At 59.0% G+C, this 19,313-nt stretch carries 14 protein-coding genes and 4 tRNA genes; 7 read left to right on the top strand and 11 right to left on the bottom strand.

Features of this window, described 5'->3' with window-relative positions:
- Positions 1-59: 59 nt before the first annotated feature.
- The 3 genes from H6F58_RS08375 to H6F58_RS08365 form a co-directional block, all read right to left on the bottom strand.
- Positions 60-133: transfer RNA gene (locus H6F58_RS08375), tRNA-Arg, on the bottom strand.
- A 161-nt stretch (positions 134-294) separates the two neighbouring features.
- The gene (locus H6F58_RS08370; protein WP_060700582.1) at positions 295-840 is read right to left on the bottom strand and encodes a GNAT family N-acetyltransferase; all 546 of its coding nucleotides are present in this window, start codon (positions 838-840) and stop codon (positions 295-297) included.
- 58 nt (positions 841-898) lie between these two features.
- Positions 899-972: transfer RNA gene (locus tag H6F58_RS08365), tRNA-Arg, on the bottom strand.
- Between the two features lie 316 nt (positions 973-1,288).
- Here H6F58_RS08365 and H6F58_RS08360 point away from each other — a divergent pair.
- From H6F58_RS08360 to H6F58_RS08350, 3 genes are all read left to right on the top strand, one after another.
- Positions 1,289-3,121 (top strand): phosphoenolpyruvate carboxykinase (GTP), encoded by a 1,833-nt coding sequence (locus tag H6F58_RS08360; protein ID WP_146277659.1) that lies wholly within the window; start codon positions 1,289-1,291, stop codon positions 3,119-3,121.
- A 177-nt stretch (positions 3,122-3,298) separates the two neighbouring features.
- Complete coding sequence (locus H6F58_RS08355; protein ID WP_060700584.1) at positions 3,299-3,826, top strand: PadR family transcriptional regulator; 528 nt, start codon at positions 3,299-3,301, stop codon at positions 3,824-3,826.
- Positions 3,823-4,875: an alpha/beta hydrolase gene (locus H6F58_RS08350; RefSeq protein ID WP_171918630.1), complete on the top strand. Its 1,053-nt coding sequence runs from the start codon at positions 3,823-3,825 to the stop codon at positions 4,873-4,875. The genes H6F58_RS08355 and H6F58_RS08350 overlap by 4 nt, the downstream gene beginning before the upstream one ends.
- Positions 4,876-4,941: 66 nt before the next feature.
- Here the strand turns inward: H6F58_RS08350 and H6F58_RS08345 are convergent, their stop codons facing one another.
- From H6F58_RS08345 to H6F58_RS08330, 4 genes are all read right to left on the bottom strand, one after another.
- Entirely contained in the window at positions 4,942-6,117 is a 1,176-nt protein-coding gene (locus H6F58_RS08345) for a globin domain-containing protein (protein WP_171918631.1), read from the bottom strand.
- A gap of 143 nt (positions 6,118-6,260) precedes the next feature.
- A complete protein-coding gene (locus H6F58_RS08340; protein WP_060700587.1) occupies positions 6,261-6,719 on the bottom strand; it encodes an Rrf2 family transcriptional regulator in 459 nt (152 codons plus the stop codon).
- A gap of 77 nt (positions 6,720-6,796) precedes the next feature.
- Complete coding sequence (locus H6F58_RS08335) at positions 6,797-7,267, bottom strand: hypothetical protein (protein ID WP_060700588.1); 471 nt, start codon at positions 7,265-7,267, stop codon at positions 6,797-6,799.
- A 12-nt stretch (positions 7,268-7,279) separates the two neighbouring features.
- Positions 7,280-8,704, bottom strand: a complete 1,425-nt coding sequence (locus H6F58_RS08330; protein WP_171918632.1) for a phosphomannomutase/phosphoglucomutase — start codon at positions 8,702-8,704, stop codon at positions 7,280-7,282.
- Positions 8,705-8,880: 176 nt separating this feature from the next.
- Here H6F58_RS08330 and H6F58_RS08325 point away from each other — a divergent pair, with 176 nt between their 5' ends.
- Both H6F58_RS08325 and H6F58_RS08320 read left to right on the top strand, forming a co-directional pair.
- Positions 8,881-11,001, top strand: coding sequence for a RecQ family ATP-dependent DNA helicase (locus H6F58_RS08325; protein ID WP_060700590.1), 2,121 nt, complete (start codon positions 8,881-8,883; stop codon positions 10,999-11,001).
- Between the two features lie 30 nt (positions 11,002-11,031).
- Positions 11,032-11,946, top strand: a complete 915-nt coding sequence (locus tag H6F58_RS08320; RefSeq protein ID WP_060700591.1) for a hypothetical protein — start codon at positions 11,032-11,034, stop codon at positions 11,944-11,946.
- 1,507 nt (positions 11,947-13,453) lie between these two features.
- On the opposite strand, the gene H6F58_RS17960 is transcribed toward H6F58_RS08320, so the two are convergent.
- The 3 genes from H6F58_RS17960 to H6F58_RS08310 form a co-directional block, all read right to left on the bottom strand.
- On the bottom strand, positions 13,454-13,690 hold the full coding sequence (locus H6F58_RS17960) for a hypothetical protein (RefSeq protein WP_171919333.1): 237 nt from the start codon (positions 13,688-13,690) through the stop codon (positions 13,454-13,456).
- A gap of 86 nt (positions 13,691-13,776) precedes the next feature.
- Positions 13,777-13,868: transfer RNA gene (locus H6F58_RS08315), tRNA-Ser, on the bottom strand.
- Positions 13,869-13,931: 63 nt separating this feature from the next.
- Positions 13,932-16,019, bottom strand: a complete 2,088-nt coding sequence (locus H6F58_RS08310; protein ID WP_060703270.1) for a prolyl oligopeptidase family serine peptidase — start codon at positions 16,017-16,019, stop codon at positions 13,932-13,934.
- A gap of 57 nt (positions 16,020-16,076) precedes the next feature.
- Between H6F58_RS08310 and H6F58_RS08305 the strand changes: the two genes are divergently transcribed.
- Complete coding sequence (locus H6F58_RS08305) at positions 16,077-18,092, top strand: FAD/NAD(P)-binding protein (RefSeq protein WP_206693577.1); 2,016 nt, start codon at positions 16,077-16,079, stop codon at positions 18,090-18,092.
- Between the two features lie 47 nt (positions 18,093-18,139).
- Here H6F58_RS08305 and H6F58_RS08300 read toward each other — a convergent pair.
- Positions 18,140-18,227 (bottom strand) — tRNA-Ser (locus H6F58_RS08300).
- Positions 18,228-18,277: 50 nt separating this feature from the next.
- Between H6F58_RS08300 and H6F58_RS08295 the strand changes: the two genes are divergently transcribed.
- Entirely contained in the window at positions 18,278-19,267 is a 990-nt protein-coding gene (locus tag H6F58_RS08295) for an NAD(P)H-quinone oxidoreductase (protein WP_098945486.1), read from the top strand.
- Positions 19,268-19,313 lie beyond the last annotated feature (46 nt).

The following is a 19,313-nucleotide window of genomic DNA, read 5'->3' as shown; positions in this document are numbered from 1 at the left end:
CGAATTCCGGCAAGAACATAAAAAAATTCCCACTCAGTTGAGCGGGAATTTTCAATTTGTGCGCCCAAAGGGATTCGAACCCCTGACCTTCTGTTCCGTAGACAGACGCTCTATCCAGCTGAGCTATGGGCGCATATTTATTTGTTGTCGTCTTGACGACTTGAATAACTGTACACGAGTTTGAGGCGGAGAAAAAACCGAAATGGGCAAAAGTGCCGTGATTCACAAAATATCTAGTGGAGAGGGCATTGAATGGCTTGATTGCCATAGAATCCAGGGCCTGTGCCCGGGAGATCAGGCTCGGTCGTGGAGTATCGCCTGATAGAGGTTGTGGTCTTGCCATCTGCCAGCGATTTTCAGGTAATTCGGTGCCATGCCGATTTTGCCAAAGCCATTTTTGAGGAGCACTTGTTGCGAAGCGTGATTGTGCAAGAGGGTGCTGGCTTCGAGCCGGTGCAAGCCAAGGGAATCGGTGGCTTCGGTGCGCAGCGCGGCCACGGCGCGCGAGGCGAGGCCCTGGCCGGTGAAGTTGTGATCGACCCAGTAGCCGAGGCTGCCGCTCTGGAAGGGGCCGCGGACGACTGAAGCGATATTAAAACGGCCGACCAGCGCATCTCCTCGGAAGAGTCCATAGGGGTAGGCCAGCCCGTTTTGATGTGCAGCAAGGACTTGTGAAATATTCTCGGCCTGCCAGGCTTCGGTGAAATATTCGTCGGCCCGCTCTGGTTCCCATTCGCTTAGATGCTCTCTGTTGCGCAGGTAAGCCTGGGCAAGCTGCGAGGCGTCGCTGACTTTGAGCAGTCGAAGGGCGGTGTGCGAATCAAGGGTTAGCTGGCGCATCAACTTCTCCGTGGGAACAAAAAAATTCCCACTCGGTTGAGTGGGAATTTTCAATTTGTGCGCCCAAAGGGATTCGAACCCCTGACCTTCTGTTCCGTAGACAGACGCTCTATCCAGCTGAGCTATGGGCGCATATTCTGTTGTTGATTCGTTCTCACGAACCTCGAATTACTATACAGGTCGTTTTCGGCATGTACAAATTGGCGGGCAAAGCTACCGTGCCGAGGTGAACAAAAGGATATATGAAGCGGGCTAAAGGGTACCGGTCTACGTGACCTTCGTCACATATTTTTACACGTCGCGCTTTCCCCTTCCCCGGAATTTCGGGAATTTTCTACTTCTGAATTAACGCGCGTGAGAATTCTGAGGTCTCAATCACACGGTCGGCTCCGCATGCTCCCCATAGCCTTGATTCATTGCTAGTTGAGCCCAATGGAGGGAACAAATAATGAGCACGAGCTCGGATCAGACCGTTATCGACGCAGCCGCCACTTCGCACAAGGCGTTGGCAAGCTGGGTTGAAGAAGTGGCCGCCCTGACGAAGCCGGATCGTGTTTATTGGGTAGACGGATCAGCTGAAGAAGCCGATCGACTGACCGCCGAGCTGGTCGAGGCCGGAACCCTGGTTAAGCTGACCGATCCAAATTTCCCTAACTCCTACGCTGGATTCTCGGATCCCAAGGACGTTGCGCGAGTAGAAGAGCGCACCTTCATCTGCTCCAAGAAGAAGGAAGACGCTGGCTTCACCAATAACTGGGAAGACCCGGAGAAGATGAAGTCCATGCTCAATGGCCTGTTTGACGGGTCGATGCGCGGACGCACCATGTACGTTATTCCTTTTGTCATGGGGCCGCTGGATGCCGAAACTCCTGCCTACGGCGTAGAAATCACCGACTCCGCCTACGTCGTGGCTTCCATGCGCATCATGGCCAAGATCGGAACTGAAGTCCTGCGCAAGATGGAAGCGGAGAATGCCTTCTTCGTACCGGCATTGCACTCGGTCGGCGCACCATTGAAGCCAGGACAGGAAGACGTTGCGTGGCCATGCAACGAGAACAAGTGGATTGTGCACTTCCCGGAAGAGCGCTCCATCATGTCCTTCGGTTCGGGCTACGGCGGCAACGCGTTGCTGGGCAAGAAGTGCTACTCGTTGCGCATTGCCTCGGCCATGGCCCGCGATGAGGGCTGGCTTGCAGAGCACATGCTGATTCTGAAGCTGACCAGCCCGCAGAACAAGGCCTACCACATCGCGGCTGCCTTCCCATCGGCTTGCGGCAAGACCAACCTCGCTTTGCTGGACCCAACCATCGATGGATGGAAGGCAGAGACCCTGGGCGATGACATCAACTGGATGCGCATCGGCAAGGACGGCGAACTGCGCGGCGTGAACCCGGAATACGGGCTGTTCGGCGTAGCGCCAGGCACCGGCTGGTCCACCAACCCGAACGCCATGCGCGCCATTGCCAAGGGCAACAACATTTTCACCAATGTGGCCCTCACCGACGAAGGCGGCGTGTGGTGGGAAGGCATGACCGACGAGATTCCAGCACACCTGACCGACTGGTTGGGCAATGACTGGACCCCGGAGTCCGGACGCCCGGCAGCGCACCCTAACTCGCGCTTCTGCACCCCGATCTCGCAGGTCGACATGCTCTCGGAGGACTACTACTCGCCAAACGGCGTGAAGATTGACGCGATCCTCTTCGGCGGCCGCCGCAAGACCACCATCCCATTGGTGACCGAAGCGCGCAGCTGGACCAACGGCATCTTCATGGGCTCCACCCTGTCCTCGGAAACCACCGCGGCAGCCGCGGGCGCCACCGGCGTGATCCGCCGCGATCCAATGGCCATGCTGCCATTCATCGGCTACAACGCAGGTGACTACCTGAACCACTGGGATAACATCTCGGCCAAGCTCAACCCTGAACAGATGCCGAGGATCTTCCTGGTCAACTGGTTCCGCCGCACCGCCGATGGCGGCTTCGCATGGCCAGGCTTCGGCGACAACTCGCGTGTGCTCAAGTGGGCTATCGAGCGCATCGAAGGCACCGCCGATGCCAAGGAGACCATCATCGGCAACGTGCCAACCGGCGAGTCTATCGACCTGACCGGCTTGGAAGGCTTCACCCCGGCCGACGTCGAGGCTGCCGTAGCCGTGAACAAGGACGAATGGGCCACCGAGGTCGAGGGCATCGAAGAATGGTACGCAAACTTCGGCGACGCGCTGCCAGCTTCGCTGCGGGCCGAGCTTGATGGCTTGAAGTCGCGCCTGAACGCCTAGGCTGAAACGCTGGTCAATAAGGGATGAAAGGCTCCTTGCCTCTGGGATTCCAGAGGCGAGGAGCCTTTTGCCTGCGCAAAAAGCAACCGTGGCGCGCAATTGTCACAATCCGGGCACAGTTTTCCCACACCGAGCCAAAGTGGGTGCAAAATCAACTAACTGTGAAAAGATAACCCTATGGTTTTGGCACGTTTGATTCTTGGGCTGCTGTGCTTGTCGCCGATGACTGGCTATGAGCTCAAAAAGCACTTTGACTCCTCTATTAACCACTTCTGGAATGCGGACAAGGCACAGATTTATCGCACCTTGGCTCAGCTGGTTGATAAGGGCTATGCCACCGTGCGCACCGTAGCGCAAAGCAATTACCCTGACCGCCAAGAACACCACATCACCGACGCGGGACGCGAAGTCCTCACCGGGTGGCTGTCGGCAGGAGCCGTGCAATCTCCAGAACGTGATCCCTTCATGGGGCAGGTGTTCTTCGCCGCCGAATTGGAGCGCGAAGACATCGAAGCATTGCTGGTGCAGCGTCGCGAAGCTACCCAGTTCATCCTCGATGACTACCTCTCCCAGCGCGAAGGCATCGATATGCGCGCGGCCGCCGACCGGCGAAGCTTCTTGATGGCCGCCACCCTTGACCATGCGATCCGACAACAAGCCGCCGAGCTGGAATGGCTCGACGCGGTATTGGAGTACCTGCCATGACTTCCGCCAAAGATTCCGGGCCCAAGCCAGCTCAAGGCACAGCGCGTGACGCCACCGACTACCCCGAGGTCCACCCGGGGCGGGCGGCAGAGGGCCAGCGCCAGGTGCCAACCCTGGTCTTCTTGCACGGAGGCAACGTCGGCAACTGGAGCTGGGATCCCCAGGTCCTGGCCTTCGGCGACTTCAACATCCTCACCCTGCACCTGCCGGCCTTCGGAGCCCGCTTCGAGGAAACCTGGGAGGGCTTGGAATCGGCCGCCGACGATGTAGCAGCGCTGATCGCCGATGAAGTCTCCGAAGGCGGCGTGCATCTGGTTGGCATTTCACTCGGTGGGGTCATTGCCCTGCACGTGGCTGCACGGCATCCCGAACTGGTGGACTCGGTGCTGATCACCGGTGCGCCGGTGACCGGGGCCAGCGCCACAGCCCGCGCCTTCCACCGGATGCAGCTGAAGCTGATCGGCAGCGAATGGTACTGGCGTTTCCAAGCCGGGGCCTACGGCATGGTTGACGACGAGCGCGAGCTGTTCACTGAACACGGGGTCAAGCTGAAGCCCGAAAATATGCGTGCCATCATGAACGACCTGGATCCTGGCGGGCTGCCTGGGAACCTCGAAGCCTATCAAGGGCCGGTGCTTGCGCTGGTGGGCGCCAAAGAGCCGAAAATCGTGCAGAAGTCGTTCGCGGCATTGCGCGAGAAGCTTCCGCAGGCGATCACCCGCGTGGTTCCGGGAATGCATCACCAGTGGAATATCGAAAATCCGATCCTCTTCAACTCGGTGCTGCGCAAGTGGATTGCCGATGGCGGCCTGCACCAGATCCTCGTTGACCCGCAGGCGGTGAAACCGGCACGCGGCGCCAAGCCGGCGCCAGCGGAACAGCCGGCTGAAGCGCCGGCAGATCAAAGCCGGGCAGCCGAGGAATCGATGGGGGCGGCAGAAGAAGCCGGGCAGAAGAAGCCGGGCAGGTTCACCGCGAAACTCGATTTCAAGAAGAAGGAGCCGCAGCAAGGCGATCGCCGGGAAGATCCTGCGGATACCGAAAAGTAGCGGCACAAGGCGCTGCCGGCGAATTCTCCCTGAATCCGCCGGCAGCGCCGAAGTGCACCCTTGATATCAGGCGGCGAGCCACACGTCGGGACCGAAGACCTCATAGTGGATGCGCTCGGCTGGAATACCGGCTTCCAGCGCCTGGGTGCGCACGGCGTTCATGAATGGCAGGGGACCGCAAAGGTAGACCTGGGCATCCTCGGACAGCGCCGCGGCGAGGTCCATATAGCCGGATTGGGCGTTCAGCCCCTCGGGCAATTCCCCGCGTTCGAACCAGGTGCTGAGCGTGGCTCCTGGCAGCTTGCCGATGGATTCAAGCATCTGCTCGCGCAATGGCCACGTGGTGATTTCCTGGTCTGCGTGCAGCACGGTGATCTTGCGGGTGGAGCCGTGGGCAGCCAAGGTCTGCAATGCGGCGGCGCTAGGAGTGCAGCCGATGCCGGCGGTGGCGATCACCAGGGGCGAGCCCTCGTTGTCGATGACCAGGTCGCCATAGGGGTTCGATAGCTCAATCACGCCGCCGATCTCCAGGTTGTTGTGGATTACCGGGGAGAACTCGCCGTTCACATCCAGCTTCACGGTGATGGTGCGGCGGCGGGCATGCTCGACATCGTTGCTCAGGGTGTACTGGCGAACCTGGCGCAGACCGTCGGCCATCGGCATGCGCACCGAAACGAACTGGCCCGGCTTGGCCACGGTGACTGGAGTGCCGTCAGCCGGTTCAAAACTGAGGATTACCGAATCAACGCCGGTTTCAGCGCGCTCGACGAGCTTCCACGGGGCGTAGATCCCGGCATTGGCCTGCTGCGCGTACAGGCCCTTCTCGATCTTGATCAGCGCGTGGGCCATCAGCCAGTAGACCTCTGTCCAGGCGTCGGCGATCTCCGGGGTCAGCGCGTCGCCCAGGTCTTCGGCAATGGCATCAAACAGGTGCTTGTAGACGATGGGGTATTGTTCCTCGGCGACCCCAAGGGAGGTGTGCTTGTGGGCTACGCGGGCGAGCATCGTTTCAGGAGCCGTGCCAGGGTGCTTGACCAGATAGGTGGCAAAAACTGCGATCGACCCGGCCAAGGCCTGCTGCTGGGTGCCGTTCTTCTGGTTCGAGCGGGAGAAGATTCCGTCGAGCAGTTCCGGGTGGGCTGCGAACAGGCGGTTGTAGAAGTTCGGGGTAATGCTGGAGATGCGCTCTGCGATGATCGGCAAAGTGGCCTCAATGAAAGGGAAGGACTTGGGGGACAGCATCGGGTCTCCTTGGGAGTAGGAATAACTCGCATATGAAATGCAAGATTTATGATTCATTTCTACGCCTCGTAGAAGAAGATTGCAAATTCATCGGCGGGCCACCCGCGAAGAGCAAGCGAAATCACTTCAGCGGCGAGGAGAAGCTAGGAAAAATCGCGCACCATCGGGAACGGAAGCGACGTGATCGGCGACGCGGATGATCCAGGGCAGATGTCCTGGATGGTCAAGGGATCCAAGGAAGCGTAGAAAGCTTCACGAGCCTGGCGGAAGACAGCCCGCAATCGGCAATTGCCCGACAGCGGGCAAGCCGTTTGGGCGTCATGTTCGGAGCAATCGACGATATCGGTGCGCTTGTCCAATTGGCGCAACAGCCCGCCGAGCGAGGTGTGCAACGCGTTATCGCCCAAGGCCGCGCCGCCGTTGCGGCCGCGAGTGACCTGCAAAATTCCCAGCGTGCGCAATTCCAGCACGGCCTTGGCGACGTGGTTATAGGGGACTCCAACCGAATCGGAGATCTCGCGGCTGGTCAGCTGCCCGGTGCCGGGTGTTGCCAGAACCATGATGGTTCGCAGGCACACATCGGTGAAGGCGCTGAGTTTCATGCTTATTACTTTACGCGGGGAAAGCATTTTGGGGTCAGCATAGTGACCATGCTGACCCCAAAACTGCAAGGCCGGTTCTAGAGCGCGTTGGCCCAGACAGCCTCCGCGGATTCTGCAGCAGGCTCGTCGAAGAGCCACTCGCCGCCTGGTTCTGCCGGCATGGTGTACGGCTGGACGATCGCCAGGGCCGCGCCCACGCGGTGCTCGGCCACCACGTGGATGGCGTCGCGATCGTTTTCCTGGAGCAGCACGTCCGAGGCGATGGCGATGGACTCGAAGTGGGTGCCCTGCTGATTCAGGACCTGGACCAGCTCGGAGGCCATGGCTTCGGTGTCGATATCGGCGTCCGGATCCTCGGGATCGTCCGTTGGCGGGACGGCGATCAGGCGCAGCTCAGGCTCGTCTTCGCCTTCCTTCGGCTCCAGGGCGATGGCGAAGGGGAGGAACACGCCCTGCTCTTCAAGCTGTTCGCGAGCCACGCCCAGCGCGGTGCCCAGAACCTTGTTCAGCGCGTCCTTGACGCCCTCATCCAATGATTCGAGATTCATGTCTTCCCTTTGCTAGTTGGTGGCGTTTTCTCCGCGCACGATCGCCAATACGGCATCGCGCACAGGCTCGATGATTTCTGCGGTGCGGCCCTCGCCGTTGAAGCGAAGGTATGGTTCGGTGTTGGACGGGCGCAGGTTGATCCACCAGCTGCCGTCGGCAGCAGAAATGGTCGTGCCATCCATGGTCATCACATCCACCGGCTGTCCGTCAAAGTGCGCGAGCACCGAAGCGGTGGCGGCCTCCTTGTCCTCAACCTGCGAATTGATCTCGCCGGTGGCAACATAGGGCTCATACTCGGCGCCCAGTTCGGAGAGCGGAAGGTCCTGCCCGCCCAGCGCCGCCAAAACATGCATGGCAGCAAGCATGCCGGTGTCGGCATTGTAGAAATCGCGGAAGTAGTAGTGGGCGGAGTGCTCGCCACCGAAAACCGCGCCCTGGGTCGCCATCTCGGCCTTGATGAAGGAGTGGCCCACGCGGGTCATCACCGGGGTGCCGCCAGACTTGGCGACAAATTCAGGAACAGCCTTGGAAGTGATCAGGTTGTGGATGATCACCGGGTTCGCTTCGCCGGCGGCCTGCACACGAGCGATTTCGCGGACCGCAACCAGTGCGGTGATCGCCGATGGGGAGAGCGGCAGGCCGCGCTCATCGATCACGAAGCAGCGGTCGGCATCCCCGTCGAAGGCCAGTCCCAGATCGGCGGAGTGCTCCAGCACCGCGGCTTGAAGATCCTTGAGGTTTTCCGGTTCCAGCGGGTTGGCCGGGTGATTGGGGAAGGTGCCATCGAGCTCGAAGTACAGCGGGATGATTTCCAAAGGCAGCGCCGCAAGCACGGTATCGCCGAGGACCGCAGGGGTGGTCATGCCGCCCATGCCGTTGCCAGCATCCACCACCATCTTCAATGGGCGGATGGCCGAGAGATCAACCAGTTCGCGCAGGTAGGCGGCGTAGTCTGCCAGGACATCGCGCTCGGAGATGGTTCCTTGCGGGGCATCGCCGGAGACCGGCAGGCCCTCGTCCAGGTACTGCTGCGCGAGGTCGCGGATGTCGAAGAGGCCGGTGGCCGAGGAGATCGGACGAGCGCCAGCCTTGGACATCTTGATGCCGTTGTACTGGGCAGGGTTGTGGCTGGCGGTGAAAACGACGCCGGCTGCATCCAGCTTGCCGGAAGCGAAGTACAGCTCGTCAGTGGAAATCAATCCGAGCATGATGACGTTGGCGCCCCGGTAGGTGGCACCGCGGGCAAAGGCCTGGGAAAATTCTGCCGAGGACGGGCGCATGTCGCCACCGACCAATACGTCCTTGCCGGCCAGGGACAAGACATCGACAAAGGCAGCGCCGATAGCTTCGATCGCTTCGGCATTCAGGCTCTCGCCGACTACGCCGCGAACGTCGTAGGCCTTAAAGCTCTGATTAAGATCAATTTCTTCACTCACACCTTTCAGCCTACCGGTTTGACTGATTCAAATCATCGAGAATGGCGCTATTGTGCATGGGAAATGCCTAACACTTCCGCTAAATAAAGGTTCCCGTCACCCTCTGTTTCCCGCTTCTTGCACAAATCGTCCCGCCCCGGAACTAAAACAGGGGAGGAAACTGAAATACTTGAGCCATGGATGGCTCAATGCAGGTGGATCTGAAAACACTGGCGCTGCAGAAATTGCGCGCCCTGGTGCAAAACCCGGAAGCCCAGTTCCACGACGGACAGTATGAAGCGATCGAAGCCCTGGTCGCTGAACGCCGCCGCGCGCTGGTGGTCCAGCGTACTGGCTGGGGAAAATCCGCGGTGTACTTCATCGCGTCGCTGCTGCTTCGGCAGCAAGGCTATGGCCCGACCCTGATCGTCTCCCCGCTGCTGGCACTGATGCGCGACCAGGTGGCCGCCGCAGAACGTGCCGGGGTCCGTGCCGCGGCCATCAACTCGGCCAATGTGCTCGAATGGCGTGAAATTCTTGACAAGCTGCAGCGCAATGAACTTGATGTGCTGCTGGTCTCGCCCGAGCGGCTGAACAATCCGTCCTTCCGCGAACAGCAATTGCCCATGCTGATGCAGCGTTTGGGCTTGCTGGTAATCGATGAAGCGCACTGCATTTCCGACTGGGGCCATGACTTCCGCCCGGACTATCGCCGCATTCGCGACCTGATCGCCCGCTTGCCCCAGGGCCTGCCAGTGCTGGCCACCACCGCAACAGCCAATAGCCGCGTGGTTGAAGACGTCGCTGAACAACTGGCCGGCGGGACCGAGCAGGTATTCACCCTGCGCGGCACCCTGGCCCGTGATTCGCTGCGCCTTGGCGTGCTGCGCCTGCCATCTCCGCGTATGCAGCTGGCGTGGCTGCTCAGCCACATCAACGACTTCAAGGGCTCCGGCATTATCTACACGCTCACCGTGTCCGCAGCTGAGGATATCGCCAGATTATTGCGTGAAGCCGGGCATGAAGTGGCCGCCTACACCGGGCGCACCGATTTGGAGGAGCGCGAGCGGCTAGAACAAGCCCTGAAAAACAATGAGGTCAAAGCGCTGATTGCAACCAGCGCGCTGGGGATGGGCTTCGATAAGCCAGATCTGGGATTTGTGCTTCACGTGGGTGCCCCGAGCTCGCCGGTAGCGTACTACCAGCAGGTTGGCCGTGCCGGCCGTGGCAGTGTGAATGCCGACGTATTGCTGCTTCCTGGCCCGGACGATTCGGAAATCTGGGAGTATTTCGCCACCAGTTCCATGCCGGATCAGCTCCGCGCTACCCAGGTGCTTGACGCCTTGGCCAGCACCGATGGCGCGATGAGCGTTCCTGCCTTGGAGAGCGCGGTGAATTTGCGCCGTTCCCCGCTGGAGCTATTGCTGAAGGTGCTGGCCGTGGACGGGGCCGTGGAACGCGTAGCCGGTGGCTGGATGCGCACCGATATGCCGTGGGCCTATGACGCTGATCGGTACAAGCGCGTGGCGCAAAGCCGCATTCACGAGCAAACCCTGATGGTCAGCTACGAGAACACCCGGGGTTGCCGAATGCAGTTTCTGACCGAGGCACTGGATGACCCGCGCTCGGTGGCCTGCGGCCGTTGCGATAATTGTGCCGGGGTCTGGTTCGATGACCACATTCCAGAAAATTCCAAGGACAGCGCCCAGGCGGCGTTGGGACGGGTCGGCATCCCGATCGAGCCGCGCAAGCTCTACCCCTCGGGACTGGACCGATTGGGCTATTCGCTCAAGGGGAAAATTCCTGTTGATGAGCAGCTGGCCAATGGCCGCGCACTGGCCAGGCTGACCGATCTCGGGTGGGGCAATCGCTTGCGCCAGCTGTTTGCCGACCCGGCCGATCACCCCATCGACAAGGCGATGCTTGATGCCTGTGTCAAGGTTCTGGCCGAATGGAACTGGGAAGAACGCCCGGTGGGTGTTGTTGCCATGCCTTCGAATAAGCGCCCGCAACTGATCACCTCGCTGGCTCAGAACTTGGCCGAGGTGGGGCGGCTTCGATACTTGGGGCAGCTGGAGTATCGGGGCGCGGGGCCGCAAAACGGCTCCGGGGGCAACTCCGCGTTCCGCGTGGCCGCGGTAGCCGACGCCTTCGAACTTCCGATGGCCTTGGAACAACTGGTTTCGGGGGCTCCCGGTCCGATTTTGCTGGTTGACGACCTTGCAGATTCGCGATGGTCGCTGGCGATGGCCGGCCGTGCTTTGCGGATTGCCGGGGCGCCAGGTGTCCTGCCTTTCACTTTGGGCGTAGCAGGGTGATTGCACAGTTAAACGAAGTAGTCTGGATGTATGGAAATTATCATCTGGCTCGTCGTCGTCATTGCCGTGATTGCCCTGGGCTACTTCGGTCTGCAGGCATTGCGGAAGAAGAACACTGCGCAAGTTGCGCAGGCGATCTCCCGCGAAGCGGCCGAAGCAGCTAACGCGAAACTAGATGATTCCTCTCGCAACTCGGTCTACCGCAACTTGGCCAAGGGCGATGTCATGGGGGCCGTGCAGATCTACCGTGCGGCTACCGGCGATTCGGTGAAGAACTGCGTCATCGCGGTGCGCAGCCTCGATAAGTACCCGCAGGTTGCTCCAGCCAAGGAACTTCCAATTGATGATGCTGAGATCAAGGCCTTGAGCGACAAGCTGGAAGCCCAGGTCGAGCGTGAAGACCGCGAGGCATCCACGGACAAGGCAGAGGACTCCCATCCGGAATCCACTGATGACCTTTGGGTGGTTCCGCAGGAGTGGAGCGAGCAGTTCGGCTTGGAAAATGAGCCGAGCGCTACCCACTTCAAGATGGCCTTTGAGCTCGATGGCGAGAGCCGCGAATTCTCCAGCGAGCAATTGCCAGCAAATGAATACGACCAGCTGTTCTCCATGCTGCGCGATTCCAACTTTGAAGAAGCGGCAAAAATTTTGCATGGCTACACCGGTCTGCCGGTGGAAGACCTGGAGCGGATGATCGCGACCTCGCCAATGTCCGGTGGAGCAACCGATGGCAGTGTTGCTGATTTCCGTTTTGAGGGCCAAGGACCTGACGGACCTGTGCACTTCGACGCGGCGGAACTGCCTGAAGCCGACCGTGAAGCACTCTTTGAAGCGATCGCCGATACTGACTTGGACCGCATGTCAGAGATTATCGTGCGTCATACGTCGTTGCCGGAAGACATCGTGCAGAACATGCTGCAGACCTTTGTTAAGCGCAAGGACTAGCGCAGGCTGACGATTCGCCTGCAGGATTTCAAATCGGCGCCCCGAGCACCAAGCTCGGGGCGCCTTTTTTGATTTCAGTTGCAGGGAATCGGGCGCCGATAGCATCAGGAAAGTAGTCTTCGAGGCTTTCTTGGGCGTTCGCGGTGCAGGCGGCTTCTGAGCTGCGCGTGAATTTGCGGATTAAAAAGAAATTGTTTTCTCTTGGGACATCGGTGACGGTTCTGCCTCTGGTTCCAACATATCCATCCGGCCCACCACGACAGCAATTCCGCCACCCGGAACCATTTGCTGACACGGCCTGCATGTCCTGAGACATCGTTCACCAGGGTGGCGTCAGGCCCTGTCCTTCTAGTTCCAAGCAGTTTAGGCTGGTTCGCCAATAATCTAATGACCCCCTGCAGGCCTGGCCAACGGCCCTAGGAAGTACTCTTCGGCTTTTCCTTCAAACGACTGAGCGCAATTCGGGCAAAACTCGTTCGTTCCGGCGAAGACTTCAGGGTCAAATCCGGACGCTCTGCAGGCAGCGGACGCCAGCGAATTGTGCGAACATTCGGGGCATTGCCATGCTACCTCGTAGACTTCATGATCATCATGGATTGCATCGGCGGCTCTTATAATCAACGGCGCGTTGAATGGTCTGAATTCCGAAGATGACCTTTTGCTTGACCCCAATTTTCCCCCAATGAGCATTTCGTGGATTCCCAGCTAATCACAAGGTTTGGGCTATTTGTGCACCAATAGTCCAACGTTGCACAAAAGTTATAAAACAAAGTAATTATGCCAACCACACTGTCAGGCATATGGAGGACTGATGCCCCCGATCCCTGAATTCCTAAGAGCTGGTCTCAAGCGATGGGGATAATATCCACCCTCGTACTCTTGCGGCGTTCTATTTGAAGCCGCTGGGGTCAGCGGGTGCCGGCTACGAGAATTCGCGGACTTGCTCGACGAGTGGAACGGGAAACCAGAGAAGAAGGGCCGCGCCGGAAAAACCATCCAGCCCGCAGCGCTTGGTGTCTCCGCTAAGACCCTCGCTTTGGAGAAAAGGACTGGGCGGATCCAACGTGAGGTCACGTCGACTCAGGGTGGATCAGTCAAAGACCAGACGGAGCGCATTGAAGTTCGCGAAACAAAACAGCCTATATGCTGGCGGAGAATGCGGAGAAACTCGCTGAGAACATCGCAACGCTCAACCAGCATAAAGCGATCGCAGAGGAATCTGACAAGCCCTAAACAAACTTGCCAGGGATGTCGGCAAGCTGAAGCCGAACTACACACCAGAAACCTAAGCCACCCAGCGCGGTGGCTTGTCTAATGCCCGGGCACGAGAGGTCTCTGGGTTTTCCTCGGCCCGAAAGAATTCGACTATGAACTACTTTCTTGCTCCTGCCCTTGTGGATCTTCACATCGATGCCAACACCCGCTGACCCAACCACGACAAAGCCTCCGATGGATGGATCGGGGGATCTGCCACATCCGGCTCGCATGACTCACCATAACCCGCGCGCTATGCGGTCGGCGGCATCGTGCGAGTCATCGACATGGACAAGAAGGGGAGAGGAACAGCATTGAGAATTACCTGGACGATACCATCTGTGGCGCGCGCACCTGCTAGGTCATCTGAACCATCGGAGCGCGTCTTTTTCGGTGTCGAATATCTGCGATAGGAGATCGTGATCTGAGTACCAGCGGACACGGTAATTCGTGATGTTTTTCGGCTGGTGTAGGTGTCGAAGCTTGCCATGAAGTTAGTATGCGGCAAGGCTATGACGCTTTTGCCCGGTTCCATGGCGTTGGAAGAAAAAAACCCCTACCTGAGTAGGGGTTTTATGGCGGACACGGGGGGATTTGAACCCCCGGTCGAGTTTTAGCCCGACCCTTCATTAGCAGTGAAGTCCATTCGGCCGCTCTGGCACGTGTCCATCCGCTGTTTCCAGCAGAATCTAGCCTACCTGAAGATAGGCGCGTGTTCCAAAACGAGTCGGCTACTGCACATGTCGCCAGAGGAATTCGTAACTTGTAGCCAGCATTTTCGCGGTTGACTCGTTGTCGGTGGAACCCGCATGGCCGCCACCTTCTGGCTCGTGATACCGCACATTATCAATACCCAGATCCATCATTTTGGCCGCCATGATGCGTGCTTGCGAGGGACCGACCCGGTCATCGGAGGTTGTGGTCCAAATCAACGACGCAGGATAGTCATCCACTGGATGAGGCTGGTCACTGAGGCGATGCACGGGAGAAAACGTCCGAAGGAACTTCCAATCCTCGGGGATTTCAGGATCCCCGTATTCGGCGATCCATGAATGCCCCGCGGCGAGCTGGGTGTAGCGCTGCATGTCAAGCAGCGGGACTCCGCAGGAGATGGCGCCGAACAGCTGGGGGTACCCGGCAATCATGTTGCCCATGAGCAGACCGCCATTGGATCGGCCGGTAGCGGCCAAATGCTCGCGTGAGGTCACATCACGTTGCACCAGGTCTTCGGCGATCGCCGCAAAATCCTCGTAGGCCCGGTGGCGTTTTTCGCGCAGGGCCGCACGGTGCCAAGCCGGACCATATTCGCCGCCTCCTCGAATGTTGGCCATCACGTATATTGCTCGTCGGCCGCTATCGTTGTGGCGAGACAGCCATCCCACGCCCATCGCGGCGGCATAGCCAGGGGTCATGCTGTGCTGGAATCCGCCATAGCCATCCATCAGTACCGGGTTCTGCCCATCAAGAACCACGTCTTCGGGCGCCACCTGGAAGTAGGGAACCCGAGTGCCATCAGCTGAGGTTGCGAAATGCTGGGTGACAGCAAGTCCATCGGCGGGGAAGCGTTCTGGTGATTTCTTCACCGTGGCGGCTTTGGAACCGACGGCACCTCTCAACAACGTCGTCGGAGTGGTGAAACCGGTGACCGTCATCCAATAGTCATCGCCAGCGAGGCCGTCTTCATCGTCGACGGCACCCACCGAAATGCTCAGCATCGGATCTTCCAGCGGCATTTGCGATTCGCTGAAATTATCGCGCAGGCTAATGACGCGCACCTGAGCGGCGACGTGATGCAAAATAGTGAGAAGCAGATAGTTTGCGGTGAAGCTCAAAGACTCCAAGGCAGTGCTTTCATCGGGGGCAAAGAGCACTCTTTCGATAGTTCCATGGGCTAGGAACACATCGAGCTGGGCGATCGCCAATGAGCCGGCTGCGACGACCTGGCCTTGATGCTCCCAATCAGTTTGCGGGGCGAACAGCACCCATTGCCGGTGAAGGCTGACCTGAACATCGGTGGGCACATCAATTACATGATGCTCTCCATCGAGGAAGACCCCGGTGATCGAATGATAGAAATCAATGGCGTCAGTGGTCACCACGCGCTCAAAGCCCGGGGTGGAATCGTAGTAGCCGAAGGCAGCCACATGCTCCTTGTCGACCTCGAACAGTATCGGCGCCTCTTCAATTCCAATGCCCCGACCGACGCGGCGCAGCGTGCTCGAGTAGGTGGATCGCGTGGTGAATTGCCCGCTACTGGCTGAGCCGACCAGCAAGGTGTCCCGGTCAATCCAGGAGGCCTGGGTCTTGGCCAACGGCAAGTCGAAGCCGTCTTCGACAAAACCCTTGCTGGTCAAGTCAAACTCGCGGACGCGCACCTGATCGCCACCGTCGGGGCTCAGGCGAATCAGCGCCCGTTCGTAGGGTTCTGACTTCTGTGGACGAAGCAGCGAGGATCCAGCAAAATGCCATTCTTGTCCTTCGGCGATCGCCAAGGCATCCAGATCGAGCAGGACCTCCCACTCAGGAGCATCGGTGAGATAGGACTGCCAGGTTGTGCGCCGCCAAAGTCCCAGACGGTGTTCCGAGTCGCGCCAGAAGTTGTAGTAGTGCTCGCCGCGTTTTGTGACCATCGGGATGCGGTCCTGGGCATCGAGAACAGACTTGATGTGCTGGACCTGTCCGCGGAACGAGTCATCGTAGAGCTCGTCTTCAGTCCGCTGCGTCTGCTGGCGTACCCAATTCAGGGCAGCTTCGTCGCGGGTCCCTTCCAGCCATGAATATGGATCGGTGCTCGTCGCCTTAGAAACTTGCTCAGTCATGGGCATAGTCTATGCGTTGGGGCTCGTGGCCTGCGTTGAAGGTAATAACCTATAGGAGTGAGCACCGTGATGGAGAACCCCAAGAATGAGTACAGCCTGGCCATTGTCGGGGCGGGCCCGCGCGGCACCAGTGTGGTCGAAAGATTTGCTGACTTGGCACTAAAGCTGACGCCCAAAGGCAGCCGGCTGAACATTGTGGTTTTTGACCCGTACCGTCCCGGATCGGGGCATGTCTGGAATCCACGCCAGTCGGAGAACTTCTGGATGAACACCCCCGCTTCATTTCCTACGGTCGCGCCGGAACGGGCCACCGATGAGCCTGGCCTGAGTTTCAGGCAGTTTGTGCAGCTGAAGGGCGATGGACGGCAGCTCAGCGAAGACCATGCGAGAACCATTGAGCGCATTGACGCGGGGACCTATCCCTCACGGGCCATCTACGGCGAATATCTGGAGCATGTTTTTGACCGAAGCTGCGAGGTGTTGCGTGAGCATGATTCCTTCAGCATCCAGCATGTTGCCGCCGAGGTTCTGGCGCTGCGGACGCAGGGCAACGGGTACCAATTGGAATACCAAGCGGCGGCTCACGGTTCCGAGGTGCAGCATTTGCCGGTGGACGCAGTGGTGCTGGCTCTGGGGCATCAAAGTGCAGAGCTGAATCCGTGGCAAAAGCAGCTTCAGGAAGCCGCGACTAATTCCGGCGCTACCTATCTGCCCCCGAATATCCCGGCGGACCTGGATTTCAATAAATTCGTAGGGGGCCAGCCAGCGCTGATTCGCGGACTGGGATTGAACTTCTTTGACTGCATGGCAGAACTGACCTTGGGCCGAGGCGGCATATTCCGGGAAGTCGGTGCCGAGCCAGGGCAGCGCCTTGAGTACGTTGGTTCCGGGAGGGAGCCGGAACTCATTGTCGCCTCGCGCCGCGGAACTCCGTACTGGGGCAAGCCGGTAGTTGACCAGTTCATTCCCGATGAGATTCAACTGCGCTTTCTTGATGTCCAGGATCTGATCGGCCACTTGGCCGAGATCCGGGCGACAAATTCAAACGCCACTTTAGAATTCTCGCGGCATATTTGGCCCAAGCTGCATCGTGATGTGCTCTTTGCCTATTATCGGCAGTGCGTCCAGATCAGCGGTGCGCCTGCGGGGTCCACAGCAGAAGAATTCGTTGACCAGCTAGAGGCAATCCTCGTAGCCGAACACCGTGAAGGCAGCCAGGTGTGGTTGGGAGAGCTGCGCAAATTCATCTCGCAATTCCCGGAGATTCAATGGCTGGATGTTCCCAAGCTCGCACGCCCCTTTGAAGAGATCGGTTTTGCCTCCAACGAGGACTACCAACTGGCAGTGCAGGATTATCTGGCCAGCAATGCCCGGCACAGCTCAGCGGGACTCGATGACCCGCTGTCCTGCGCAATCATGACCATGAACGCCGGTCGCATGCTGGTCAAGGAACTGATAGTCGCAGGCGCTATCGACGAGCAATCTCGAATAGAAGAGATCCAGGCACACTTCGAGCCGCTGGTCGAGGGGCTGGCCTCCGGGCCGCCCTTGGAACGCATTGAACAGCTGCTGGCGCTGTCCCGCGCTGGCATCGTGACCTTTATCGGCCCGGAGCCCGAGTTCGCCTTTGATGAAGTTTCTGGCCAGTTCACGGCTTCATCGCCATGGGTGGACGCAGAAGTGCACACAGCCAAGACCATGTGCGAAGCAATGATGCCCAGCAACCGCGTACTGCAGAATGACACAACGCTGATCAGGCAGTTGCTCAAGGACCACGTTGGCCGGGCGCACACGTGGCGCAATTCTGAAGGTGAAAGCCTCCCGGGCTCGGGATTTGATGTTGTTGGCGAACCCTACCGGCTGGTCAACAGCGAGGGCCTGGCCCACCGCGGCATTTTTGTGATGGGACTGCAGCTATCCTCAGCCCAATGGGGGACTGCCATTGCTGCGCAAGCCGGTGACCTGAACAATCCCGCAGCACGAACACTCAAGGACGCTACCCACGTGGCCAACGAAGTGGCGCGCCTTGCCGGTTTCCTGGTGGGCGAAGGGCTGCCGGCCGAACGGCATTAAACAGCTTGGCGGGCCGATCCGAAGATCAGCCCGCCAAACTCATAACGCGGATGGTATGGGATTTGAACCCATGAGACGGGGTTGCCGCCTACTGGTTTTCAAGACCAGCTCCTTCGGCCGCTCGGACAACCATCCAACCCGAAAAAGTATACGGCATGAACCCCGAATGAAAGGAATTGGGCCCCATGAGCCAAACAATGAATGCCTACATCTACAACGCTGGTGGCGGGCCAGAAGTTATTGAACTTACCGAACGGCAAATCCCTGCTGCCGGCCCCGGGGAAGTACTAGTCAAGGTCGAAGCTTTTGGTTTGAATCGGGCAGACGTCCAACAGCGAAAGGGCGTGTATCCACCTCCTCCAGGTGCCAGCGACATTCCAGGGCTGGAAGTATCCGGAAGCATTGCCGCGGTTGGTGCCGGGGTGACCGAGTGGAGCATTGGAACCCGCGTAGCGGCCCTGCTGGCCGGAGGCGGCTATGCGCAGTACGTCAACGTGCCGGCCGAACTGCTCATCAGAATCCCCGATGAACTCTCCAGCGTGGAAGCCGCCGCGCTGCCAGAAGTTTCCGCAACGGTAGTCTCCAATCTGTTCATCGAGGGCGGGCTGCAAGAAGGCCAGGCAATCTTGATTCACGGTGGCGCTGGCGGCATCGGTTCCATGGCGATTCAACTGGCCAAGGCGGCCGGCGCACGGGTGATTGTCACGGCGTCATCGGCCCAGAAGCTTGCGTACTGCCAGCAGCTGGGAGCTGATGAGGGCATCAACTACCGAGAAGAGGATTTTGAGCAGCGCGTCAAGGAACTGACCGATGGACAGGGAGTGAACCTGATCCTTGACGTTATCGGAGCCAAGTACCTGCAGAGCAACATCAATGCGCTCGCCGTGGATGGGCGTTTGGTAGTTATTGGCCTGCAGGGAGGAACGAAAGCTGAACTGAATCTGGGCGTGATGCTCGGAAAGCGGGCGCGGGTGATCGCCACGACTCTCCGGTCCAGGCCGCTGGAGCAGAAGAGCGAGATCATCAAGCAGGCCGTCGCACGAGTGATGCCGTTGGTCGATGAGGGCAAACTGTCCATCAACGTGTCCAAAGTCTTCGAATTTTCCGATCTGACTAGTGCTCATGAGTATTTTGATTCAGGTGAGCACACGGGAAAGATCGTCGTGAGGGTTTAGCCGGAAATGTTTCAGGCGCGTAAAGTGACACAGTAGCCTTAATCAC

Source organism: Glutamicibacter sp. FBE19, from assembly GCF_015524875.1.
In the GTDB taxonomy this organism is placed as follows: domain Bacteria; phylum Actinomycetota; class Actinomycetes; order Actinomycetales; family Micrococcaceae; genus Glutamicibacter; species Glutamicibacter halophytocola.
Note: the sequence above shows the minus strand (reverse complement) of the source record. Positions and strands in the feature narration are given on the sequence as shown.